The organism is Umezakia ovalisporum Ak1311 (genome assembly GCF_029891685.1).
Classification (GTDB): Bacteria; Cyanobacteriota; Cyanobacteriia; order Cyanobacteriales; family Nostocaceae; genus Umezakia; species Umezakia ovalisporum.
On record NZ_JANQDJ010000009.1, the window covers coordinates 45,947 to 69,711 of the forward strand.

A 23,765-nucleotide genomic window follows, 5' to 3' on the forward strand; every position below is an offset into this window, starting at 1 on the left:
CATGAAACAAGCCTTGGCTGTAGCTGATATTTACGCTACGGGACAGTGGGGTGTTTACTGGCTTGAGGAAGGGATGGGTAACTTGTGGTTAGAGTGGTTAAAAAAGCTGCTCTAATTTTTGCAACTCTCGCTTTACCTCTAGAAACAGAGCTTGATTATTAGGATCTGTCTTCAGGGCTTTTTTGAGATAGATTTTGGCTTTTAAAAGTTGATTTTCGGGAATTAAAGCTTGTCCCCAGATTTGATAGGCAACTGCTTGCCATTGGCGCACTTCTGTATCTGTGGGTAAACGTGCTGCTAAAGCTTCCGCCAAAGCGATGGCTTGGGAAAATCTTCTTTCTTTTAAAAAACGTTGCAATTGTTCATAAGTCTTCCACTTGAGCCTTTCTTCTATTTCTACAACATGGGGCGGTTTTGGTCTGGGGTTTTTTTCAGCTGTTACTGTGGTTGTGGGTGTTGTTTGTGCATGGGTGGATTTGCTGTTGTCACCTGCAGACATAGAAGAATGTCTCGACCCTTGGGCGGTCTCCTGGGAAGGTACTTTTGTGAGAAGGAGTTTGTAAGCCTCTGTTAAAGCAATAAACTTATCTTTAGCTGTGATGTCATTTGGGTTAACGTCGGGATGATATTGTTGCGCTAATCGTCTGTAAGACGCTTTGATGTCAGCAAAAGAGGCTCCTGACCTTAAACCCAACAAACGGTAGCAATTTTGAAGATCCATTTTGATCTATCAGCTATTTGCTTTTAAGTTTAGAATTGCGATTATAAATAATCATCACATAATTTATGGTTTGCGCTTGACTATTTTGCTAGATTTAGAAAGATTTCTCATTTCTGATGTACTGAGTGATGCGAAGTGACCCGGTTGATGGGAGAATGAAAACGAGAAATGACACTTGTCTGATTTTGTTCCCAGGCCAAAGGAATTTTGAGAAATGTGGAAAAGAATTGTATTTATTTTGTTATTAGTCTTCAGCATGAGCCTGAGTAATGCTGGTGTGGCTGCTGCGGCTGGATTGAACAGCTTTGTAGATTCCTATGATGGTTATCAGTTTTCATACCCTAATGGCTGGTTACAAGTTAAGGTTACCAACGGCCCCGATGTGGTATTTCATGATTTGATTGAAATATCAGAAAATGTCTCTGTAGTAATTAGCCCTGTGCCCGAGGGCAAAACTTTGACAGAATTGGGAACACCCACAGAAGTAGGATATAAATTAGGAAAAGCGGCTCTTGCGCCTCCCGATTCCGGTCGTTCAGCAGAGTTAGTCAACGCTTTTGAAAGCGAATCCAAGGGCAAAACATACTATATATTAGAGTATAAGGTGAAACTTCCTAATCGGGAAGATAGACATAATGTAGCTAGTGTGGCAATTAGCCGTGGGAAGCTGTTCACTTTCAACGCTTCTATTCCTGAAAGGCGTTGGCCGAGAGTTCAAAGGCTGATGGAAGATGTGGTAAGTTCTTTTTCGGTGTATTAATGAGAATAGGGTTGACACTCCCCTGCCTAAAGGTGAGGGGATTATACATTCACCGTCAAAACTTGCTCAACCAGGCTTGCTCCAAGGAAAGTAGAGGCTTCAACTCCTGTAGCGTTAATATACCTGACGGCACGCTACGCGAACGGCGATGCCCTCCCCTATTTTTGCCTAGATTGAGAATATTTACTGCTGCATTCACATCTCTTTGTAACTCACAACCACAACTACATTTATGGGTACGAGTAGAAAGAGATTTTTTCACAATTGCACCACAATTGCTGCATTTTTGAAATGTGTAATGTGGAGTATGTGAAACATTTCCCAAAATTTCTGCTAATCTACTGAACCCCCATGCTTTGGCTCTGATAGCAACAACAGGGTGTAGTGTTCCAAATTGCATTGTGCTGTCGAGCGTTTGCTGATTTCTCTAATTGTCCGATACCTTGAATGTAGACGACACCGTTTTTAGATTCACTATTTTATCATCCTGTCAATGCGTAAGTCCTAAACCATTTGAATGTTGATTAGCTGCTTTAATTTTGTTCCAAAAGACTTTGAACTACATACCCCCCCACTAAGCATAAATCGCTTTTCCCTGTGCCGGAGGCAATCGCGCAGTCCCTTCTCGTGCTGTAGACATAGCTATGTCCTCCATTTATGGTTGGGGGAACGTATTTTAATTCCTCCTATTAACTGATAAATATTCTGAAAATCTCCAGTTATTTCGCATTCACAGTGGGAATTCGTTGCAATGTCTCCCCAAACTTGTTGGCATTATAAGCTGTTTTGTCCAATTTTTTGGAAACATTAGAAACATTAGTGAAACATCGCAAAATTTTCTTGACAATTAGTTAGGTAAGTACCAAAATTGGACAACAAGCGCGATTAAGAGATTGGTCGATGAAAGTCACTAGGCATCGAGACAAAATTTTGGCAGGACTACAGAAATGGTTTCGTATCCACAAACAGGGTCCTACTTTAGAAGAGTTGTGTGCTGAACTGGAAATGCAACCCCGTCAGAAAGCCACCCTGCAACGGTGGTTGCAGACCATACGAGGTATCGATGTGGAATGGGAAGATAACGTCGCCCGTAGTCTTCGCTTGCTTACCCCTGAACCAGAAATTGAGCCAGGGCTACAGATACCCGTAACGGAAACATTGCGGTATTTAGCCACTGGCTTGGCAGAGTGGGAAAAACTTGAACCTATGAACAGAGCGCATATTCCAAAAGCTCTTCGTGTCGGTATGTCCAGGATGTATTTAACATCTTTGCTGTCTGGAGATGAACAGTCTCCTTCAAACCTGCCAGAATTTTTTGACTGGGCAAAAAAACCAGTCAAGGACTGGCAACCAGCAGCAGAGATTAAACACCTTTCATCGGAAGTCACCCTGATAGAAGATGGAATAGTTTCTGATTTTGCCCTCCAATGGCAAGTTACGGGCGCTGATGTAGAAAAGCAGGTGCAAGAGAAAGTCCTGCAAGATGTCCTGGTATACTGTCGAGCCAACCAACTAGAAGAAGCTTATCGCGCTTTACGAAAGCTGATTATCGAGCATCCTGTCCTTCCCTACGCTGAATACCGTCGCCTTTTGTCTTCATCCCAATTAAGACCTCTGCGTGATTTTTTGCTGCAAATTTATGTGGATTTGGTTGATTTAACCAGTGACCACACTTATCACTTCTGCCCTCGCTGTAAATATGTAATGCGCCGCCGTCGAGATGGGACTTATAACTGCCGAAACATAACTTGTGATCAACTGAGTGCCAAACTCCGCCTCCCACCCCAACCGTCAATTCCCAAGCATGAACTAGAAGATTGGAAAGCCCTCACCCCAGGGGTGCATCGGTACGGGACACTGCCAGGAATTTGGGAAATTCAGCTAGCAGAAGCCCTGACAAAACTGGGAGTACGGGTCACTCTTTGGCCTGAAATTGATGAATTTGACTTACTCGTAGAGTTTACTAAGAAAATGCGCTGGGCAATTGATGTAAAAGATTGGTCGTACTTAGATGAAGAACGTTTACGGAAGGTAGAGTACCGCTTTGATACTACTGAAACCTTTATCGTCTTCCCAGATGAACGAAATGATGTCTTACGAATTGAGGTGGAACGCCAAAGGCTCGAACCAGAATTGGGTGGTGTGCGCTTGAAGCTGGTTAGTGAAATTATCTCCCAAGCTAAAAAAATTCTGGAGAAGAATCATGCGTGATAGTTCTCAATGGAGTAAACCATTGCGTGAAGCCCTTCGCAAATCCCTGGACTTAAAAGCTTATTTAGAACAAAGTTTACCTGATGCAGATACGAATATACAGCAGCGAGAAATAGTACGTCTTGCCCAACTTATTGCGGAAGTGGAATTGGGGTTAACCTCACTGATGGAGGTAGCCCCAGAAGAAAGAGCAACATCCGTATCAGCGTTACTTTTAGGATATCGTTTTCCTGTCAAAGCACTTGAAAGTGAAGAAAACTGGCTCCTCGTACAAAAAGCCCGTTTTTATCTTGTGCGTCGCAAAGGAAGACAATGGGAGCGTACTTTGACTGAATACATCAAATTACCTGAAAATTTGAGGATATTCAGCTTAACGGATATCAATGATGTTCCTCAACTGATTCCATCTAGCACTTACCCCCAACGTTTACAATTATACCGTCAGACCTTATCAAAAACTCCACCGCACAAAAAGCAAAAAGTCAAACTAGCAACCTCTGGTTACTGGTATGCCAAAGTTTCCGATCAAGAGCACACTACCGTTGATGTTCCCATCAATATTCCTGAAGCTGTGGCTAATCTTGCTCCCTCTCCGCAGATATCTTTTCATAGCACACGCACGGCTGTGAATCCCTCTCGTCTTGTCACTTTTGAAAAATTGCTACAAGATGCTCAGGAAATGGATGAAAAATTGGCTCAAGCTGAGTACGAGCCAGAAAATTATCATCAACGTCTCACAGGAATTGCTTTAAAATTATATGACGCATCAATAGATGATTTTCAACCTTCCCTACCAAACACTGAAATCAAACTAGACCAACTTATCCACATTGTCGGTTTATTGAATGTGGGTAAATCAACACTGCTTGAAATTCTGATTTACCATTTTGCGAAACAAGGATATCGCTGTGCATTGCTGGTAAACGATATTGTAGCGGCAGTGCGTCTTGCATCTTTATTTCGAGAGAAATTGGGAATTTTGGCCTCTCCTGTATTGGGAAGCGATCGCTTTCAACACTTAGAAAAAGTTTATGAACCAATTCTAGCAACCAAGGGTGACGAAATGGAAACAGGAGCAATCCACCCAGCATGGCGTTGGTTTAGTCCTGTCTGTCCCTTACTAGCTTTAGTGCAATCAGAAGCAAAATGGGAGTTCGGTGAAGAACCATGCCACAATCTTTACCAAAAACAAACCACTACCAAAAATGGCAATTCCCAGGCAAAAGATGATGAAGATTTTGACGAGGGCGACACTGAAGATAAATATACTTGTCCCTTGTATTACAAATGTCCGCGTCACCAATTAGAACGAGACATAGCCACTGCATTGGTTTGGGTGTTAACACCAGCCAGTTTCATTCATACCCGCGTTCCCCCGCAAGTTTTGGCAAAAAAACTGACCTTTGCTGAAGCCGTTTACCGTGAATGTGACTTTCTCTTTGTTGATGAAGCCGACAGGGTACAGGTGCAGTTTGATGAAGCTTGTGCGCCCGATGAAGTCTTAGTCAATTCTTCTGGAAACTCCCTATTAAATCAGCTAGGACTTAAATTTGCTACCACTATTTATAATTCTGACCGCCGCAGCATGGGGGCTGAACTCGTTTCTACAGCAAAAAGAGCCAATGACTATGCTCAAATTGCCACAGATTTAATTCTTCCACGGCTGCATAACCAGCCCAAACTTGTGGAATGGGTAGGACCAAATCCCTTTACAGGTCGTTCACTCTTCGCCCATATTATCCGCGACATTCTGGACAAGCCAAAAACAGAAGAAGACAAACCATCTCCCAAGCTAAAACGTGCTGAACGCAGCAAGGAACGACAAAAACGAATTTCGGCTGGTTTACCCCCCGAAGAGGAACGCCAGCGTCGTAAAAAAATCATGGAAACTTTGGAAGGATTTTTGCAAGCCCCCCTTAATCGTCGCAAAGGAGGAGAACTTTCAGACCTTGCCTTTAGCCTACTGAGTGCCGAAAATGATGAAAGGGCGTTAACTGAGGTTGCTGAATGGTTACGCAAGTGGCTGGAATTATTAGGGATTTCTCTCACAGAAAAAACTAAGTTTGAGGAAGTTACACTCCATTTGCATTTAGCAATTCTGGTAACGGTACTCAACGATAAGCTAGGTTTTCTAGTGGATAACCTGAATGCACTGATGCGGGCGCCAGTTATTGACTTGCACGACACGAGTCTTGCTCTTGTGTACCGCCCACCTAGTGATTATCTGCCAGTTGTGCCATCTTCACCAGTGGGGAACATTTTGGGCTTCAGGTATACACGGGATCGGAGCCACAAAACTGGTGGTAAGTTGGAGTACTTCCGCTACGTTGGAGTTGGACGCTATTTACTTCTTAATTTTCCCCATCTCTTTGCTGTTGATGGTTGGGATGGACCCCATACAGTTTTGATTTCCGGCACTAGCTACGCTCCAGGGACACCTGCTTATCACATCCGCAAAAAACCGACTATCTTGCTAGAACCAGCTACCAATAACAACACAGCAGGTGATGCCGGGATTAGTGAAAGCGACTTTTGCTTCAGTTCCCAGCGTAATGCAGTTGGCAAGTACATTGCCCTATCGGGACTGCCACCGGCGATGAGAAAAACAGCTGCCAACGAAATGGTCAAGGCCATCTGTCACAGTCCTGGGCAAGCTACCAGCTTTCTGACTGAGTTATTTGAGACTTTAAAGGTTCAAGAACAGAAAGACCCCCAACGTTGGGGCGATCGCCAACGCTTATTGCTGATCATCAACAGCTACGATGAAGCCGAATTGGTGGAGTCAATTTTAAAACCCCTCTACCGTAATGTTGAAAATCTTAACGGCATTGCTACCCTGCGCCGTGACAATGCTCCGGCTCATTTGAGTGGTATTCGTCGAGGTCAAATTCGTGACCTCGCTCAAATGTCTACCACAATTGTCGTTGCACCTTTGATGGCATTAGAACGGGGTCACAATATCCTCAACGAGAACCGGATAGCGGCCTTTGGAGCGGCAGTATTCTTGAGCAGACCAATGCCAGTTCCTGATGATTGGCAAACTACCGTCCAGCAACTGAATAATTGGGCGCTGGAAAACTCTTCCAATTTTAGGCTTTATGATTCACTACAAAAACGAGGGGATGCTCTCACACTGACGAATGTAGAAAATGAGTTCTACCAGTATGCAGTGGCGAAGATGCTTGACTTGAACTGTCGGGCGATGTCGTTTAAGCAGTTAACCAGCGATGAACGTTCTATACTTTGCTGGACTCAATTGGTAAGTGTTTGGCAAATTATCGGGCGTTTAGTACGGGGAGGAGTTCCCTGCATTGTCCATTTTCTAGATGCCAAGTTTGCACCTAAATCGGTTGACAGTGAACTCGATAACGAAGTCACCTCACTGTTAGTTGCCATGATTAAGGAACTTCAACTTGCTATTGAGCCAGAAGACAAACAACCTTGGGAAAAAACATTAGCCAAATCCCTCTATGGTGCTTTCTTTAACGCACTCAAACAAACAAAGGATTTACGCTACGACCTTTAAAATCCTTTCGTCATTGATCTTCTTGGTAAACAATCTTGGCGGAAAACATGGCATTGCTAAATAGTGAATTGGGATATGAAATTGGGTCGTAAACGCTTTCAGCGAATGCCCCTAAGAAAGCGATAACAGCTAATGGTGAATGCTTGAGGTCTGTATATTCATATTTTGGCTCAACAACGCCGAAAACATTCCCCAAATTCCTCTACAGTGCTTGCCTCAATGTACAGAACAAAATCAAAGATAAGGAGTTAAATTATGGCTTTTAAAATTATTCTTCCCGGAGCTTGGGAACTGACTAAGGATGAACAATACGAGCTTTTTTCTCTCCATGTCCCTACTGTATGGCAGCAAGTCGCTAAAACTCTGGCGCAAAAACGTGTCAAATTGCTAGGTAGAGGTTATCCCTCCGTCCCCGTCTACTCCCTCGAACCGATTATGGCGGCTAGCTTCCCTAGAATTATTCAGACAGTACGTAATGGCTGGCAACGTCCCGGTGTACCTTGGATATTAGCAACAGAACGTGCTGAACTCTTCAACTTACCTGACCTGATCAAAGATTGGTTGCGCGAAGAATTTAGCTATTGCTTAGGTGATGATGAAGTCGAATCTATTCTCAACAAACTTGATGATAATGTTTGGGAATGGGACAAGAAATCAACAGTTTATCCTTTGCTTCTTCCACCCAATAACCCACATAAAATAGATATTCGCTGGCAGGCAATACCTGATTATTTGGCTGGAGAATTTCTTAAAAATCCACAAGTCACTTTTGGTTGGGATAATCAGTACCAATTAACTTTTTACCAAGTAGTAAACCTTAAGCCAGGAGCCGAACTAATGTCATGGCCTCCTTATCGAGTTCCGCTAATTAAAAAGAAAAAACAAGTTGGCACAGTAAATATCTCATTTGTCATTCATTTCAAGTTACAAACAGTACCTTGGCGGAATCAACCAATGATTTATCATCAACTATCGATTAGACGCTGGATGACTGAATCAATGAAACGCTGGCCTTATCGGGGTGCTACCGCTTTAATTGGTGATAATCGACGATGGTTAGATGGCAAAAAACAACCATTCCGCTTTATTCCTCTGGGGATAAAGCAAATTACAACACAAGCAGGAAGGGAAGCAAGATGGCCAAGAGCTATTAGTGAATTACTCAAAATTAATGACTCACCACTCCCTGACCTTGATAGTTTGGCTAGTGAGCCAGTTTTTAATTGGTCTGTGTTCGGTACTTCTCCCACTGGAATGCAAGCTGCTATTGCTTATGATTCTCGACATGTGGGTGAATTACCTTGTCTCCCTGGTGTAAGTCCGCTAGATTTAGCTAGTTTAGATAGTGCTATTCAAAACAAGATTGAACAAGAAAATTTACCAGTTCGCCGTATAGGTGAAGGTATGAAAAAAACAGGTACATCTATATCTTTTTGGGGAAATGTAAAGTCACGAAAAAATCTTGATGGTTTATCTACGCCGATGCTGCGTCCAAAAATTGCTGCATCCGCTACATTTCGACACCCTGAAAACTCTCCTCATACCATCCTAATTTTGTGGGAAACCCAAAAATGCCGAGATGCGCTCATTGAGGAAATTTGTAAATTACTTTCTCTCTCACCCCAGGGAGAAACAATCACTTATGAACCTTCAACTGGCTCCACAGGAGAAGAAACCCTTTATCAAAATCAGGATGTATGTTTGCGGATTAGAACTCAGCACGTCTCAGACATAACAGGAAAACTAGATGTTGATGATCCTGAAGCTGAAGGAAATAACCGACAACAAAAACGTATTACTTTAATAAGCAAGCGTATTCATCAGATTACCTCATATTTACCCCCAGCCGAAGGATTAAGTGGTGCTTTAGTGGAAATTAAACCAAAGAAATCTTTCTTTCCACCAGAGTCAGATCCCAAACTGGCTGTGCGAATTGGGGTAATGCAGGCTGGTTATGTTAATCAGCATATTCATGCTTTAACAACAGCTAAAAAAGAATCTACGCATCGGGTGCAAAGGGCAGTAACTGATTTATTAAGACAATTTGGAATTTTACCTGCTCCTCTTATCGACTTTGAAAAAGATGCCATAGATCCAAATATGTGGCTGACTTGTTTTTATGTTTTACGTCGCACTCGCAAAACAACAGCTAGTAATAAAGCTTCTATTGTGGGGTTGATGGTACGAGTCAACCCCATCAAAGGAACGGTACAGATCACTACTCCTACTTTATTCGCTACACAAGGCTGGGTATCTTATTCAGCAGGACTGGGATATTTACTCAGTGAAAAATGGGAACCATTTAGTGATGCTGATGAAACGACTGGTGATATTAGCGATGCACAACAGTTTAGTGATGCCAAAAGTGAACAGAAGTTTCTCAATAAATTTGTGACTGATTGCTTGCGTGATTGTTTAAGTACATCAATTGAAGAGGAAAAACATCCTCATGTGCTATTCATGGCGGAAGCCATCAATGCCCGTAAAATGCTGACATGGTTACAAAATCCTCAACTACCAGCTAACAATTTACCCGATGAACTAAAACGGTACATGACAGAATCGGAAATAAATCGGCTTTCGGTTGTGCGGTTAAGAGTTCCACCTGATGGTGAAGTTCCCGTTGCTATTGCTAAGGGTTCTCCTGGTAGCAGAACTAATGGTTTATTCTGCTGGCAAGGTGTTTGTGATGATGAGGCAACAGCACTTTACCTGAGCATGAGGAAGCAATTAAATACCGAGCAAGGTACAAATACATTACAAAAGCCACAGTCTCGTCTGGATAATGGCAGTGTACAAGCAGGTAATCCAAAACCGTTAGAAATAGCTGTTATTCATCACCCAGGTTTTAAACGAGATAAGTTAGCTTGCTTTATCCATAATCTTAGAAACCGATGGCCATATTTTGCTAATCAGGTTGGTTTACCATTACCTTTTCCCTTGGCAATTTCAGCTAAACAATATGCTGTGAGTGCTAAAGATAGCGTGGAATCTCCTGAGTTAGAGGAGGAGGAAGATTCTTTTGAATCTGTTGATTAAATGTACTTGCCTAATAGCCATCGCTTTGCACCATCCCTTCCACTTAGCATAAAAATTTTCCCGCTTGACATAGTCGGGGTCAAATGAGCAATAAGTACTGTACTATCTGGAGTAGACTGAGCTAAGGCAATAGCTTCAGCTTCTCCACGATCAACTAGGATTGATAATGGTTCTAATATCAGGGCTTCGGGGGTTTGAATTTATAACCAAGTTAATTGACTGACGGCTTGTGCGCCAGGTAAACCTGCACCTTGGACTGTGACTTCATCCCATACGGCTGGGGGAATTAATATTTGCTGATACAGTTGGGGCAGAAGTTCTAGTTGCCCGATAATTGACAAGGAGATGAAGGGGCTGCTATCGGCAACAATCACAGAGTTAGTCATCCCGTAATTCGTCAGCGATTTGGTCATCATCAAGGTTGACAACTGGGATTTGCAAACGCCCTAGTTCGTACATGAATTGGGGTTTGTTCATACTGCAAAAGGCGGCAGCTTTACCAAGGGATAGTCTGCGTAGTTCAAATAGCTTGACTGCAAGCAAAAATTTCAGTTCTCCTTCTAATGCTTGGGGTGATTTGCGGGAGCTAATGAGTAAGTCATCGGGATACTGAAGGGATAGGATGTGCATAGTTTGGCTTTTACTTCCTGATGCCTAATTATTTCTTGATTATGGCTCATACCAGACCAGCTAGGATAGCGATCGCACCCAGTATCGAGTGACAGATGATAATAGATGGCATTGCATATTTCACGCATATCTGTTACGGTTCTACACTCCATATCAGTTAAGTCTGTGGGGTAAGACTTTCGTGCCATGACTAACTATGTAAATACACTGTGTATAATGTATTTTGTCCTTACCGTAAATCTTTTATTTTCGCTTTTAGATTTACTTTATAAATAGCCTCTAAAGGGGCTTTGCCCTCGCCTACATCCACCGCCTAAAGTACAATAAAGTATCGGAGCGTCTCTCCGATACCTTATCTCGGTGGTTTTGGCTCCCTCGATGTTCTTATAAAGGAAGGCAGATTGCTTTCCCATGGGTAGATAACAATTTCCACTTTTAGCTCAAGTCTCATGAAAACACCTTTATTTGTACTGGCTTCAGCTTCTTTGGCCCGACACCGCTTGCTGCAAAGTGTTGGGATGGAAGTCATAGTTAAACCTAGTGATTTTGATGAGTCGCAAATTCAAGTCAATGAACCAGCACAATTGGTACAAATTCTCGCACAACGTAAAGCGGAAACTGTAGCTCCACAGTTTGAATCGGCTTTGATTATGGGTTGTGATTCCGTGTTGGCTATCAATGATAGGATTTATGGCAAGCCAGCTGATGCTACAGAAGCCATTGCTCGTTGGCAGTTCATGCAAGGTAAATTTGGGGATTTGTATACGGGTCATGTGTTAATAGACTTATGTCAAAACCGGACTTTAGTCAGATGTCAAGTAACACGGGTGCATTTTGCCAAAATGAGCGATCGCACCATCAAAGCCTATGTTGCCACAGGGGAACCCCTCAAGTGTGCTGGTGGTTTTGCTCTTGAGGGTTTTGGTAGTTTATTTGTAGAAAAAATCGCAGGTTGTCATAGCAATGTGATTGGATTGAGTTTACCTCTGCTGCGACATATGTTAGAAGATTTGGGATACGATGTTACTGATTTCTGGCATTAGCATTAGTTAATATTGCGTCAACCAGTGGGTGTTTGAGAAACAAAGTGGATTTTAATGTGGCAAATGCTTGCACCGTCTGCTTTTGAATCTCTAATTCAAATATTGAGGTTGACGCAGGTGTATTAAACTAGTTGAGAAAGAATCTCAAATTATGTATTTGTTAACATTAGTTAGGGAAAAGGTATCGGAAAAAACCGACTCCTGTTAAAGCTAGACCGATGAGTGGTGTAATATTTGTTGGTTCTGGAACTGATTGAGGAACTGTAATATAACCGTTGACTAAAGCCACACCATTTAAAATGGTAGTTTGGCCTAAATTTACGGTGTCTTCTTGAATAAAAGTTAGTGTACCTGTAGCATTTTTAAACATACCTGTACCCCCAGTAATGTTCAAAATACCGGAACCTTTAGCTGTTAAATTCTCAAAATCAATTGAAGCATTAGCATCAGCATTTCCAAATATTGTATTAGCACCATTGCCAAATGAGATGTAGCCCAATGGATATCCTTCCATACCAAACACTGTGGGGTCTATATTAAATGCTACGTTTCCGTTTTCATCGGTGAAAGAATATGTCAGACCTTCATATAGTCCTAAATTATAGGGGGCATTATCACTTACAGCTCTCTCAGATACTTGTGCAAGATTGTCTGAGATAGGTTCGATGATAATTGTGGTTTCATATTCACCACTAAATGGATATACAGTTTGTGCTAATGCTTTCGCCGGGTTTGAGTAAAGACTGACTGTAGTTACAACCAGTGGAATTAACCATCTATTAAATGAATCGAGTACCATTTAAAATCTCCTATACGGAAAATCATTGAATTTTTAAAAAGCCAAATTTTAAATTCTGATAGGATATTTAGAAAGTCCTGAGGAAATAAACAATTTAGGCATGTGAATTTAAGGGGTTAACAGAAATATCCTTGAAGCTTTTTAAAATTTAAAATATTTGAAATATAGTTATAATAAAAAATATTTTGATTAGGGTGTCAATTTTTTATTGATATTAAATTTTATATCCTCGACTTCTTGGAAAAGTGGGGAATATATTGTTGAATTTTTTACCAGTTGTCTGTAACTGAGCTCTTCTTTGGGTTTTTGCGGCCTGGTCAAAAAAAATATTTTCTTATGTTGCCAATTAAAACGAAGGGGTACAGCAGAAGGTAGACTGACAAATACATAGTATTTGTAAGAAAAAGATGTCAATTATTCCCACTACCTCGCTGCGAAAACAACAACATCCTTTAATTGAGGAATTAGCTAATTGTATTGAAGAAGTTTGGCATAACCACCTAGATCTGTCTCCTTACATTCTACCTTCAGAATTGGGGTATGTGGAGGGAAGACTAGAAGGCGAAAAACTAGTGATAGAAAATCGCTGCTATCAAACACTACAATTCCGCAAAATGCACTTAGAATTGGCGAAAGTGGGAAATATGCTAGATATCTTGCATTGTGTCATGTTTCCGCGTCCAGAATATGATTTACCTATGTTTGGTTGTGACGTGGTAGGCGGTAGAGGTCAAATTAGTGCGGCTATCGCTGACTTATCTCCTGTAGACTTGGAAGGCAAGTTACCATCCTCATATTATGGCAAACTCTCAGCATTGGTGGGGTTGAACTTTGCCCAACCCCGGGATTTACCGGAATGGGGTCATATATTCTCAGAATTTTGTATTTTTGTCCGTCCTAGTTCCCCGGAAGAAGAGACAAGGTTTGTTAACCGTGTGCAAGAATTTTTAGAGATACATTGCACTCAAGCCATGGCTTCCAGTCCAGTTGACCCAGAAAAATCTTTGCAAATCTTAGCCGGGCAACGCAACTATTGTACACAACAGCAACAAAATGACAAAACCCGTCGAGTATTAGAAAAAGCCTTTGGTAAAGACTGGGCAGAAAATTACATGACTACGGTATTATTTGATTTACCAGACTCAAAAAAGCTTGCTTTTTGAGATCCAGCATATTTGATTTTTGTGAAGTACACTGGGGTGGGCAAAATGCTGACCCCACAAGAGTTTTACCATTTATTTCTGTAATTTATCTACGGAAAAACTTTTTTATCTGTACATTATGTTACCTTTTTTGATAATTAATGAATGTAGAATTCATTCACAGACATTTTAACGGAGTGAAACAACAATAATAAAGTCTGCAATCAAGTTTAGGGATATTAGTTGACAGTATCCCAACATAAAAGACTAGGTAAGCAAACTTACTAATTGGTTGATGAAAAAGTTAAAGAAAAAGGTTTTTTTGCCACCGTTGGTGTAGTTTTTAATACTAAAAAGACTGTTTAGCAAGCACCATTGTAAAAGACTGTAGAGTTGAGTATACATCTGACAGTAAATTGTCAGCACTTACCAAGTTTTAACAATTGTTGTTTGTGTTTGTTGTTATCAGTGTGCTAATTACTAAAAACTGGTTGACTAAATTTAATGCCAATTGCAAAAAAGAGTGCAATAGATACAAAACTAATGCTTCTTAATTAGGAATTGGTATAGCTACCTCCGAATTACTTTTTTTTATTTCCATAAGCACTATTCAACAAACGAGCAACAACCATGTCAAGGGTGACTGAGAAGCAAAGCTCAAAAGAACTGCTACTTGATCCGGAACAACCTAAGATTTGGTGGGGTATCGCCGTGGCCTTACCAATTGTTATCGCTGCTGGGTTACTAACTACAGCTAAAGTTGAGCAGTTGAAAAAAGTCAATTTACCTGTCCCTGTAAAACCACTGGCTAACAGTATTAGCGCCGTGGGACGTTTAGAACCAAGAGGAGAAGTTGTGAAAGTTTCTGCACCAGCTGCTGGTTTACAATCTTCTTCACGAGTTAAGCAAATCTTCGTTCAAGAAGGTGAGCGAGTCAGGAAAGGTCAAGTACTGGCAATTTTAGATAACCACGATACCCAATTAGCAGCTGTAGAAGAGGCAAAAGCCAGACTGCAAGAGGCCCGGGCTAATTTAGCTCAGGTAAGAGTTGCTTCCCCTAGAGATATTGAAACTCAAACAGCAGTAATTGCTCGCTTACAAGCCCAGTTTATCGGAGAAAGGGATGCTCAACAAGCAGTAATTGCTCGGATAGCTGCTCAATTGAGTGGAGAAAAATTAGCTCAACAAGCAGGTATTAATCGCTTAGAAGCTGAACTCAGAGGACAACAAGAGAATTTAAGAGCAACTATTACCCGCATTCAAGCTGAACAGCGCAATGCTCAAGTTGATGCAGAAAGATATGAGATGTTGTACCGAGAAGGGGCTATTTCTCAGCAAGAACGGGATAGAAGAAGACTAAGTGCGGTAACTGCTAATCAACAACTTATAGAAGCCCAAGCTACTCTAAGACAAGCTCAGGGGACTTTAAGACAACAACTAGCTGAGGCGAGAGCCAATCAAGTACAAACTTTAGCAACCTTGCAACAACAACTGATTGAAGCTAAAGTAAACCGTGATAAAACTATGATGACTTTGCAAAGTCAAATTAACGAAGAACAATCAAGACTTAACCGAATTAGAGAATTTAGTCCTACTGATATTCAGAAAGGACAAGCTCAAGTAAGTAATGCTATCGCTAATGTTAAAAAAGCGGAAGCAGAACTGAAATTAAGTTATGTTCAAGCCCCAATTACGGGAGAAATTTTAGCAGTTCACACTAAATCTGGAGAAGCTATTAGTACGAATGGTATTGCTGAGATGGGAGACACCAATCAAATGACTGTTGTTGCAGAAGTTCCTGAAGATACTATTGGTGAAGTGCGTATAGGTCAAAGTGCTACTGTCATCAGTGAAAATGGAGCATTTAGCGGGGAATTAAAAGGTACTGTTATTCAGGTTGGCAGAAAAATTGGTAAAAAAGATGTTTTAAGTACGGATCCAGTTGCAGATGTAGACGCTAGAGTTGTGGAAGTAAAAATTGCTTTGCTTCCCGAAGACAGTCAGCGAGTTTCTGGTTTTACTAATGCTAAGGTAGTTGCCCAAATTAACAAACAAACAAATTCTGATTGATCTGATTGAATTGTAATTATTATCAATTTCAGCTTTGGCTCAAATATTACTGTCAAAATTGCATTAATTACGAATTAAACATAATGGCTCCTAAAATTCCTCTGTCTTGGCTACAACTGACTAGAGAAAAAAGTCGCCTCGTTGTGGCGCTAGCAGGTATTGCCTTTGCGGATATTCTGATGTTTATGCAAATTGGTTTTCGGGATGCACTTTATTATAGTAATGTTCGGTTGCATAGTAGCTTAAAAGCCGACATTGTTTTGATTAATAAACAATCTAATGCTTTATTAGCAATGCAACCTTTTTCTCAGCGCAGGTTGTATAAAGCTTTAGAGTTACAAGGGGTAGAATCTGTACATGCAATATATTTGGATTATACGATTTGGAGAAATCCATTTACAGGTCGTCCCCGGAGCATTCTTATATTTGGTATGAATCCAGAATCTCATGTGTTTGATTTACCTGGTGTGAAGGAGAACTTAGATAAGCTGAAACTACCTGATGTAGTGTTATTTGATGGTTCCTCTCGAGAAGAATATGGCCCGGTGGCGGCGGAATTGGAGCGAGGAAATACTTTAACCGCAGAAGTACAAAGAAGACGGGTGAAAGTAGATGGATTATTTACCTTAGGTACATCTTTTGGAGCAGATGGTAATTTGATTACTAGCGATGTTAATTTTCTGAGGATATTTGCTAACCGTCAACGCGGTTTAATTGATATTGGTCTGATTCGATTACAGCCGGGAGAAAACAGTAATGTTGTTGCTGAACAATTGCGGAATTATTTACCTGAAGATGTTAATATTTTAACTAAACAAGAATTTATAGATTTTGAGCGTAATTACTGGGCTAGTAGTACGGCAATTGGATTTATTTTTAGTTTAGGTACAATTATGGGTTTTATTGTAGGTACTGTAATTGTTTATCAAATCCTTTATACAGAAGTTTCTGATCACTTATCAGAGTATGCGACATTAAAGGCTATTGGTTATACACATCAATACTTATTAATGGTCATACTTCAAGAGGCTTTTCTATTGGCTTGCTTCGGATATATTCCAGGATGGCTTTTTTCTATGTTTATGTATTCCAAAGCCAGAGAAGCCACATTACTGCCAGTGTTGATGAGTTATGAGCGGGCAATAACTGTGTTAATTTTGACTATAACTATGTGTTTTATCTCTGGGGCGATCGCTGTACGTAAATTACGTTCTGCCGACCCCGCAGATATTTTTTAAGTTATCAATGATAAATTACGAATTAAATGTAAATTACTCATGTTTGTTAAAAAAACTCATTTATAATTGTCGAATGATATATAATTACTTTTGAGTTAAAAACTGCATTTATAACTCAGTACCACAAGATCTAATTACCCACTAACGGCATCTTGCAGGAATCTGAGGTACAGATAATGATAAAACCTTTGTGGGGTGGGCATTTTGTCCGCCCTTTTGTACCTAAGTCAGATGAAAGGCACTGTAAATATGAGACAAGAACCTGTAATTGCCATAAAAAATCTCAATCATTACTATGGCAAAGGCACACTAAAAAAACAAATTTTATTTGACATTAACCTAGAAATTTATCCTGGGGAAATCGTAATTATGACCGGACCTTCTGGTTCAGGTAAAACAACATTATTGAGCTTGATTGGTGGTTTGCGGTCTGTACAAGAGGGAAGTCTCAAATTTTTGGGTGTAGAAACATTTGGTGCTAGTCAGAGTAGATTAGTACAAATTAGGCGTAATATTGGTTATATTTTTCAGGCTCACAATTTGTTGGGTTTTTTAAGTGCTACACAAAATGTGCAGATGGCGGTGGAACTCAATGATAACCTTAGTGCTCATGAAGCAATTTCTAGGTCACAAGCTATGCTTGCAGCTGTTGGTTTAGGAGAGAAAGTTACTTACTACCCGGACAGCCTATCTGGAGGACAAAAACAAAGAGTGGCTATCGCTCGGGCTTTAGTCAATAATCCTCCATTGGTGTTAGCGGATGAACCAACAGCGGCTTTGGACAAACAGTCAGGACGGGATGTAGTAGAAATCATGCAGGGGCTGGCGAAAGAACAGGGAACTTCGATTTTACTGGTAACTCATGATAACCGCATTTTAGATATAGCTGATCGGATTGTAGAAATGGAAGATGGTGTTTTAGCCCGTGATTCCCAAACTGTAATCATCGCCGACAAGCGTAATTCATAAATCTATATGTACAGTTACCCAAATTTTTCTTTGGAACATCAATCAACTCTGAGACAACTGTCTGAGGCTTCATTCAATAATATTCGTGTAGTTGCTACAGATATGGATGGTACACTCACGACAAGAAACAAATTTTCTGGGAGATTGCTGCAAGCTTTAGAAAATTTAGCGGCTGGAGGGATAAAAGTATTGATTGTCACTGGGCGGTCTGCGGGTTGGATGAGTGCATTAAGTCACTTAATGCCAATTATAGGTGCGATCGCTGAGAATGGGGGTCTGTTCTATCCTTCTGGGTATGATCAACCAGTAACTTTAACACCTATTCCTGACCTAGAGGCCCATCGTCGGAGTTTAGGTCTGGCCTTTGCAGAATTAAAACAGAAATTTCCTCAAATCCAGGAATCAGCCGACAATCGTTTCCGTGTTACCGATTGGACATTTGATGTGGCGGGTTTGAGTTTAGATGAATTAAAAATATTGAATAATCTTTGTCAAGAAATGGGTTGGGGATTTACTTATAGTAATGTGCAATGTCACATTAAACCCCAAGAACAAAATAAGGCTGTAGGATTATTGGAAGTGTTGCGCGGATACTTGCCGGAATTTTCTCTGGAACAAGTGCTTACTGTTGGGGATAGTCCCAATGATGAAAGTTTATTTGATCCTGAGTATTTTTCTGTTTCTGTAGGTGTAGCAAATGTACGTAAATATGTAAATCAGTTGGAACATCAACCTACTTATATGACTACTGCTGCTGAAGGAGAAGGATTTTGTGAGTTATGTGATTATATTTTGCAAAGTGTGGAAATACAGCCAAAAATTTAATTAATCTTCATCGGTCATCCCTCAGCAGTTGTAAATTTTCTCGGTTTCACTAAAGGAATCAATTTCTAAGTTTTGTAGTTAACAAAGATGAGATGGTTAAATAGTTGCCAAAAAAGAGTAATTAAGGATATATTTACGGAAAAGCACTAATTTAGCCAGTTTTTGGGGAACTATATATTTAAAATAATCGTCTGTTAGGTAGCTAATTCCATATCTTGTAACTTATGAGCAAATTTGCATCTACCCAAACAAAGAATAGCCACCAAGGCTACAAAACCTTAATTTTTCTGTTTCCTTACCTGAAAACTTGGTTTGTACAGCCAAGTTATTATGGGGGTGTTCTTTCACTAACAACTGTAAGCTTTTGGGCATTTTCTCTCCTATCAACTAGGGTTGAAGTTATATTAGTTTAAGCTTGGTGTAAGATGTAACTAATGGCTGAATAGTTAGGTAAGGTCTTTGCTGTTGGTGATTGCTAAAATCTAAGGTTTATATCAAAAATTATTTATGTCAGTCCATGAAAATAGTTTTGGGGAGAATGCAGACTTAATTATTGGTATTAGCAACCAAGAACATCGATATTTGCAAGCAGGTTCTGCTGTAAATCATTTGGCGAGACAAAAAGGGACTATTTCAAAATTTCTCGCTCCTTTAACTCAGGATACTTTTAAACAAGTGGTTACAGAAGTTGAGCAAAAATTACAGATTGTGCATCAAACCTTATCAATGTTAAATTCTCAGGGGTTTGAAACAATTCTGCAAGAAATGCTACATTCGATTACTTTCAAAACAGGAGAATTGCTGGGAGCAGAACGGACGACGATATTTTTATTGGATGAAGAGAAAAAGGAACTGTGGTCAATTTTAGCTGAGGGGGAAGGAGAAGCTTCTCTAGAAATTCGGATTCCAGCAGATAAAGGAATTGCAGGTGAAGTTGCTACTTTGAAGCAAGTAATAAATATTCCTTTTGATTTTTATGAAGATCCGCGTTCAGGTTTTGCTAAACAGCAAGATAAAAGAAACGGGTATCGTACTTATACAATGTTAGCGTTGCCGCTATTGAATGAACAAGGAAAATTAGTAGCGGTAGTGCAATTACTAAATAAATTAAAATCTTCAAATAATCCAGATGATCCAATATCAGAGCGTATTGATACTGAAGGGTTTACCAAGGCGGACGAACAATTATTTCAAGAGTTTGCTCCTTCAATTCGATTGATGTTAGAGTCGTCACGCTCGTTTTATGTGGTGACGCAAAAACAAAAAGCGTTAGCAGGGTTGATGAAGGCAATTAAGTCTTTGAGTCAAAGTAGTCTGGATTTAGAGGATACTCTGCATCGGGTGATGGATGAGGCTAAGGAGCTGATGAATGCGGATCGCAGTACGTTGTGGTTGATAGATGGTGATACTAATGAATTGTGGAGTAAAATCACCCATGATAATGGTTGTACTAGGGAGTTACGGATACCAATAGGTAAGGGCTTTGCTGGTATGGTAGCTGCATCTCGACAAAAGCTGAATATTCCTTTTGACTTGTATGACCATCCTGACGCAGATACAGCCAAAGAAATGGATCGGGAAAATAGCTATCGTACCTGTAGTTTATTATGTATGCCGGTATTTAATACCGATCAGGAATTGATTGGGGTGACTCAATTGGTGAATAAAAAAAAATCAGGGGATTTTCCACCATATGATCCGGCTATGTGGCCGAAAGCCCCTGAATGCTTCCAAGCTAGTTTTGACCACCATGATGAAGAATTTATGGAGGCGTTTAATATTCAAGCTGGTGTTGCATTGCAAAATGCTAAGTTGTTTGCCACAATCAAGCAACAAGAACAAATGCAACAGGATATTTTGCGTAGTTTATCTAATGGGGTGATTTCCACTAATAAAGCTGGGTTAATTATTAGTGCTAATGCAAGTGCTAAACACTTATTGGGATTACAGCCTGAAGATCGTTTGGAGGGTAAATTAATTACTGAGGCTATCGCGATTCAAGAAGGTGACTTTAGTAAGTGGTATCAACAAGCCATACAACGCAATGATGTAAAGATTTCTCAGAAATATTTCCCTGATCGTACACTTGTGAGTCATGGTGTAGACCAACATAGTATTAACTTGTCTATCAATACAATTGCTGATGCTACGGATCAAGAGCAAGTCCGGGGTGCAGTGGTTGTCATGGAAGATATCAGTGATGAAAAGCGTCTCAAAAGTACGATGTATCGCTACATGACTCAAGAATTAGCAGAAGAATTGCTGAAATTGGATGATGCTAAATTAGGGGGCGATCGCAAAGAAGTTTCAATTTTATTTTCTGATATTCGCGGTTACACTACTTTGACAGAAAATTTAGAAGCTGAAGAGGTGGTGAGTTTGCTGAATGAGTATTTTGAATCAATGGTAGAGGCGATTTTTAAACATAAAGGCACTTTGGATAAGTATATCGGGGATGCGATCATGGCTGTATTTGGTTCGCCTTTACCTTTGAAAGATCACGCTTGGATGGCTGTGCAAACATCATTAGAAATGCGCCATCGCTTACAGGAGTTTAATCAACGCCGCCATGCTGCTGGTAAGTCAAGAATTAAAATTGGCATTGGCATCAATTCTGATACTGTGATTAGTGGTAATATTGGCTCTAGTAAGCGGATGGAGTTTACTGCCATTGGTGATGGTGTTAATCTTGGTTCAAGATTAGAAAGTATCACTAAGCAATACGGTTGTGACATTATTCTGAGTAAGAATACTTTTAAACCTTGCCAAGAACGTATTTGGACGCGAGAATTAGATTACATTCGTGTCAAAGGCAGAAGTAAGCCAGTAGCTATTTACGAATTGGTGGGTTTGCGTTCCGATCCCATTACTAGGGAAAAATTACAATTAATTGAGTATTATCACAAAGGACGGGAGTATTACCTCAATCGCCAGTTTAAATATGCTAGAGGTGAGTTTGCCAAAGTTTTAGGAGTTGATAACCAAGATAAAGCTGCTATGTTGCATCTTTTACGTTGTCAACATTGGTTGCAATCACCGCCAACAGATTTTGAATGGGATCAAGGAGCTTGGACTTTTGAAGAAAAGTAAACTACTAAAGACTGAACTACAGCACCTTGCAGGAATTTGAGGTATGGATAATGATAAAATTTTTGCGGGGTGAGCATTTTCCCTGCTGTTTTGTGCCTAACTGAGATGAAAGGCACATGAATATTTGTAAATAAAGTTAATATTTTATCAATATAAAAAAATAATGCTGTTGGTGATTTGACTTGTTAAGTCCAGTTGTGAAAACCTTGGTATAAAGGTAACTAGGAAGGTTTTTAGAGGAAACACATACTTGGTTTGAGCAACGTCAAAATAACAATTATGACTTTTTGAAGTTATAAGTCTATTTGTAAAAAAGAATATATATGTGCTGTAAGAACAATTCTTTCCGCTAAACTCGAAACATAGAACACAAGCCATTATTGTTTTTATGAATGCTACCTCTACATTTGAATTCAAGCGACCAACTTGGCAAACAGCTACTATTTTTGCCTTGGGTTTTTGGTTGAGTGGGAGCCTGGTTTTAGACTGGGTAATTATGCCTAGTCTTTACTTTTCTGGGATGATGAGTCGGACGGATTTTGCTACAGTAGGCTATGTGATTTTTTGGAATTTTAATCGCCTGGAATTGTTATCTGCGGCTTTAGTTTTCACTGGTGTGCTTGCTTGGGGCAAAACCAAATCTTGCTGGAGTAGTAAAAGTATTGTTTTTTCAGTAATGTTGCTGGGAATTACTTTGCTGGATACCTATTTTCTCACTCCACAAATGTGTGCTATTGGTAGTCGTTTGAATGTGTTTGAAACAGCGTTTACAATGCCAACAGAAATGAGTTTGCTACATAGTAGTTATTTTCTACTAGAAGTAGTCAAAGTATTGGCAGGTGGAATGCTTTTAAACTGGTGCTGGCGAGAACAACTCAAGTGAGGGTTTTTGTAGGGCGCTGTGTTATTCAGCATCGGCTGGTGCTTCATTGTTAAACAATAGCAGCCGTGCGGCTAGGATGGCAAAACCTACAGCGGCTATTGCTTTCAACAGGCGAGTAGGCAATAATTCTGCCACAGCACCACCTGCTAATGCTCCCACAAAGCTGGTAAGCAATAGTGCGCCAGCAGTACCGAAAAACACTGCTCGCCGAGACTGAGAACGGCCAGAAAGTGCGATGGCGGCTAATTGGCTTTTGTCACCTAATTCTGAGAGAAAAACTGTAACGAAGCTGAGTCCTAATAGATGCCAATCCATATGTCGATGTATATCTGTAGGTAGTAGAGAGCGGTTAAGACTGTCAATTAGGAATTACGAATTACATCCCAAAACAGCATGACGGAAATAAATAATAACATCATACCTGCTGATTTTTCTACAGCTTTTGGACTGAGACGATTGGCCATCCAAGCACCTAAAAGCACTCCTAACAAACTAGTGGTAATGAGTGCCATTGCAGAGCCTAGAAAGACTATCCAAGGTGCATGAGATTCTGCACTCATTAGTAAGGTAGATAGCTGAGTTTTATCTCCAATTTCTGCGAGAAATATAGTCAGGAAAGTGCTACCGAAAATTGCCGCTACTGATTCGTGGTTTTTTTGACTATCAGTAACTATGGGGTGAGGTGGCTCGATGATTGTAGCGGTTAAGTTAGATTCATTGCAGTGGTTTGTTTCTGGCTGGTTTTCTGTTTCAGATGTAACAGAAAAACTTGCAGTTACTGAGTCAAGTTTCACAGGCAGTAGTTGTAGTTGCGTGATT

At 40.4% G+C, this 23,765-nt stretch carries 19 protein-coding genes and 2 pseudogenes; 12 read left to right on the forward strand and 9 right to left on the reverse strand.

Annotated elements, in window-relative coordinates:
• Nucleotides 1-97: 97 nt before the first annotated feature.
• Complete coding sequence (locus tag NWP25_RS01395; protein ID WP_280698736.1) at nt 98-721, reverse strand: J domain-containing protein; 624 nt, start codon at nt 719-721, stop codon at nt 98-100.
• Nucleotides 722-935: 214 nt separating this feature from the next.
• Between NWP25_RS01395 and psbP the strand changes: the two genes are divergently transcribed.
• On the forward strand, nt 936-1,481 hold the full coding sequence (gene psbP, locus NWP25_RS01400; protein ID WP_280652468.1) for a photosystem II reaction center PsbP: 546 nt from the start codon (nt 936-938) through the stop codon (nt 1,479-1,481).
• 55 nt (nt 1,482-1,536) lie between these two features.
• On the opposite strand, the gene NWP25_RS18770 is transcribed toward psbP, so the two are convergent.
• Together NWP25_RS18770 and NWP25_RS18775 are read right to left on the reverse strand one after the other, a co-directional pair.
• The gene (locus NWP25_RS18770; RefSeq protein ID WP_390903300.1) at nt 1,537-1,743 is read right to left on the reverse strand and encodes a zinc ribbon domain-containing protein; all 207 of its coding nucleotides are present in this window, start codon (nt 1,741-1,743) and stop codon (nt 1,537-1,539) included.
• Nucleotides 1,744-1,788: 45 nt separating this feature from the next.
• Nucleotides 1,789-1,913, reverse strand: a pseudogene (locus NWP25_RS18775) (IS701 family transposase); the annotation flags it as partial.
• Between the two features lie 468 nt (nt 1,914-2,381).
• Here NWP25_RS18775 and NWP25_RS01410 point away from each other — a divergent pair.
• From NWP25_RS01410 to NWP25_RS01420, 3 genes are all read left to right on the forward strand, one after another.
• Complete coding sequence (locus NWP25_RS01410) at nt 2,382-3,692, forward strand: restriction endonuclease-related protein (protein WP_280688363.1); 1,311 nt, start codon at nt 2,382-2,384, stop codon at nt 3,690-3,692.
• Nucleotides 3,685-7,218, forward strand: a complete 3,534-nt coding sequence (locus tag NWP25_RS01415; RefSeq protein WP_280698738.1) for a pPIWI_RE_Z domain-containing protein — start codon at nt 3,685-3,687, stop codon at nt 7,216-7,218. The genes NWP25_RS01410 and NWP25_RS01415 overlap by 8 nt, the downstream gene beginning before the upstream one ends.
• Nucleotides 7,219-7,473: 255 nt before the next feature.
• A complete protein-coding gene (locus tag NWP25_RS01420; protein WP_280698740.1) occupies nt 7,474-10,257 on the forward strand; it encodes a pPIWI_RE module domain-containing protein in 2,784 nt (927 codons plus the stop codon).
• Nucleotides 10,258-10,457: 200 nt separating this feature from the next.
• On the opposite strand, the gene NWP25_RS01425 is transcribed toward NWP25_RS01420, so the two are convergent.
• From NWP25_RS01425 to NWP25_RS01435, 3 genes and pseudogenes are all read right to left on the reverse strand, one after another.
• A complete protein-coding gene (locus NWP25_RS01425) occupies nt 10,458-10,643 on the reverse strand; it encodes a hypothetical protein (RefSeq protein ID WP_280688369.1) in 186 nt (61 codons plus the stop codon).
• The gene (locus NWP25_RS01430) at nt 10,636-10,887 is read right to left on the reverse strand and encodes a UPF0175 family protein (protein ID WP_280698742.1); all 252 of its coding nucleotides are present in this window, start codon (nt 10,885-10,887) and stop codon (nt 10,636-10,638) included. The genes NWP25_RS01425 and NWP25_RS01430 overlap by 8 nt, the downstream gene beginning before the upstream one ends.
• A 74-nt stretch (nt 10,888-10,961) precedes the next feature.
• Nucleotides 10,962-11,075, reverse strand: a pseudogene (locus NWP25_RS01435) (IS5/IS1182 family transposase); the annotation flags it as partial.
• 261 nt (nt 11,076-11,336) lie between these two features.
• On the opposite strand from NWP25_RS01435, the gene NWP25_RS01440 reads away from it, so the two are divergent.
• Nucleotides 11,337-11,930: a Maf family protein gene (locus NWP25_RS01440; RefSeq protein WP_280652467.1), complete on the forward strand. Its 594-nt coding sequence runs from the start codon at nt 11,337-11,339 to the stop codon at nt 11,928-11,930.
• A 166-nt stretch (nt 11,931-12,096) separates the two neighbouring features.
• On the opposite strand, the gene NWP25_RS01445 is transcribed toward NWP25_RS01440, so the two are convergent.
• Nucleotides 12,097-12,729, reverse strand: coding sequence for a hypothetical protein (locus tag NWP25_RS01445; RefSeq protein ID WP_280698744.1), 633 nt, complete (start codon nt 12,727-12,729; stop codon nt 12,097-12,099).
• A 407-nt stretch (nt 12,730-13,136) separates the two neighbouring features.
• Between NWP25_RS01445 and NWP25_RS01450 the strand changes: the two genes are divergently transcribed.
• The 7 genes from NWP25_RS01450 to NWP25_RS01480 all read left to right on the forward strand — a co-directional run bounded on the left by NWP25_RS01450 (nt 13,137) and on the right by NWP25_RS01480 (nt 22,946).
• Nucleotides 13,137-13,892 carry a phycocyanobilin:ferredoxin oxidoreductase gene (locus NWP25_RS01450; RefSeq protein ID WP_280652465.1) on the forward strand — a complete coding sequence of 252 codons (756 nt, stop codon included), beginning with the start codon at nt 13,137-13,139 and terminating at the stop codon, nt 13,890-13,892.
• Nucleotides 13,893-14,501: 609 nt separating this feature from the next.
• A complete protein-coding gene (locus NWP25_RS01455) occupies nt 14,502-15,941 on the forward strand; it encodes an HlyD family efflux transporter periplasmic adaptor subunit (RefSeq protein ID WP_280698745.1) in 1,440 nt (479 codons plus the stop codon).
• Nucleotides 15,942-16,024: 83 nt separating this feature from the next.
• Nucleotides 16,025-17,179, forward strand: coding sequence for an ABC transporter permease DevC (devC, locus tag NWP25_RS01460; RefSeq protein ID WP_280652463.1), 1,155 nt, complete (start codon nt 16,025-16,027; stop codon nt 17,177-17,179).
• A 249-nt stretch (nt 17,180-17,428) separates the two neighbouring features.
• On the forward strand, nt 17,429-18,148 hold the full coding sequence (locus NWP25_RS01465; RefSeq protein WP_280652462.1) for a DevA family ABC transporter ATP-binding protein: 720 nt from the start codon (nt 17,429-17,431) through the stop codon (nt 18,146-18,148).
• A gap of 6 nt (nt 18,149-18,154) precedes the next feature.
• Nucleotides 18,155-18,973 carry an HAD-IIB family hydrolase gene (locus NWP25_RS01470; protein WP_280652461.1) on the forward strand — a complete coding sequence of 273 codons (819 nt, stop codon included), beginning with the start codon at nt 18,155-18,157 and terminating at the stop codon, nt 18,971-18,973.
• A 507-nt stretch (nt 18,974-19,480) separates the two neighbouring features.
• Nucleotides 19,481-22,063, forward strand: a complete 2,583-nt coding sequence (locus NWP25_RS01475) for a GAF domain-containing protein (RefSeq protein WP_280652460.1) — start codon at nt 19,481-19,483, stop codon at nt 22,061-22,063.
• A gap of 388 nt (nt 22,064-22,451) precedes the next feature.
• On the forward strand, nt 22,452-22,946 hold the full coding sequence (locus NWP25_RS01480) for a hypothetical protein (RefSeq protein ID WP_280652459.1): 495 nt from the start codon (nt 22,452-22,454) through the stop codon (nt 22,944-22,946).
• 21 nt (nt 22,947-22,967) lie between these two features.
• Here the strand turns inward: NWP25_RS01480 and NWP25_RS01485 are convergent, their stop codons facing one another.
• Nucleotides 22,968-23,261, reverse strand: coding sequence for a TMEM165/GDT1 family protein (locus tag NWP25_RS01485; RefSeq protein WP_280652458.1), 294 nt, complete (start codon nt 23,259-23,261; stop codon nt 22,968-22,970).
• Nucleotides 23,262-23,308: 47 nt separating this feature from the next.
• Nucleotides 23,309-23,740 (reverse strand): TMEM165/GDT1 family protein, encoded by a 432-nt coding sequence (locus tag NWP25_RS01490; protein ID WP_280698784.1) that lies wholly within the window; start codon nt 23,738-23,740, stop codon nt 23,309-23,311.
• Nucleotides 23,741-23,765: the final 25 nt, after the last annotated feature.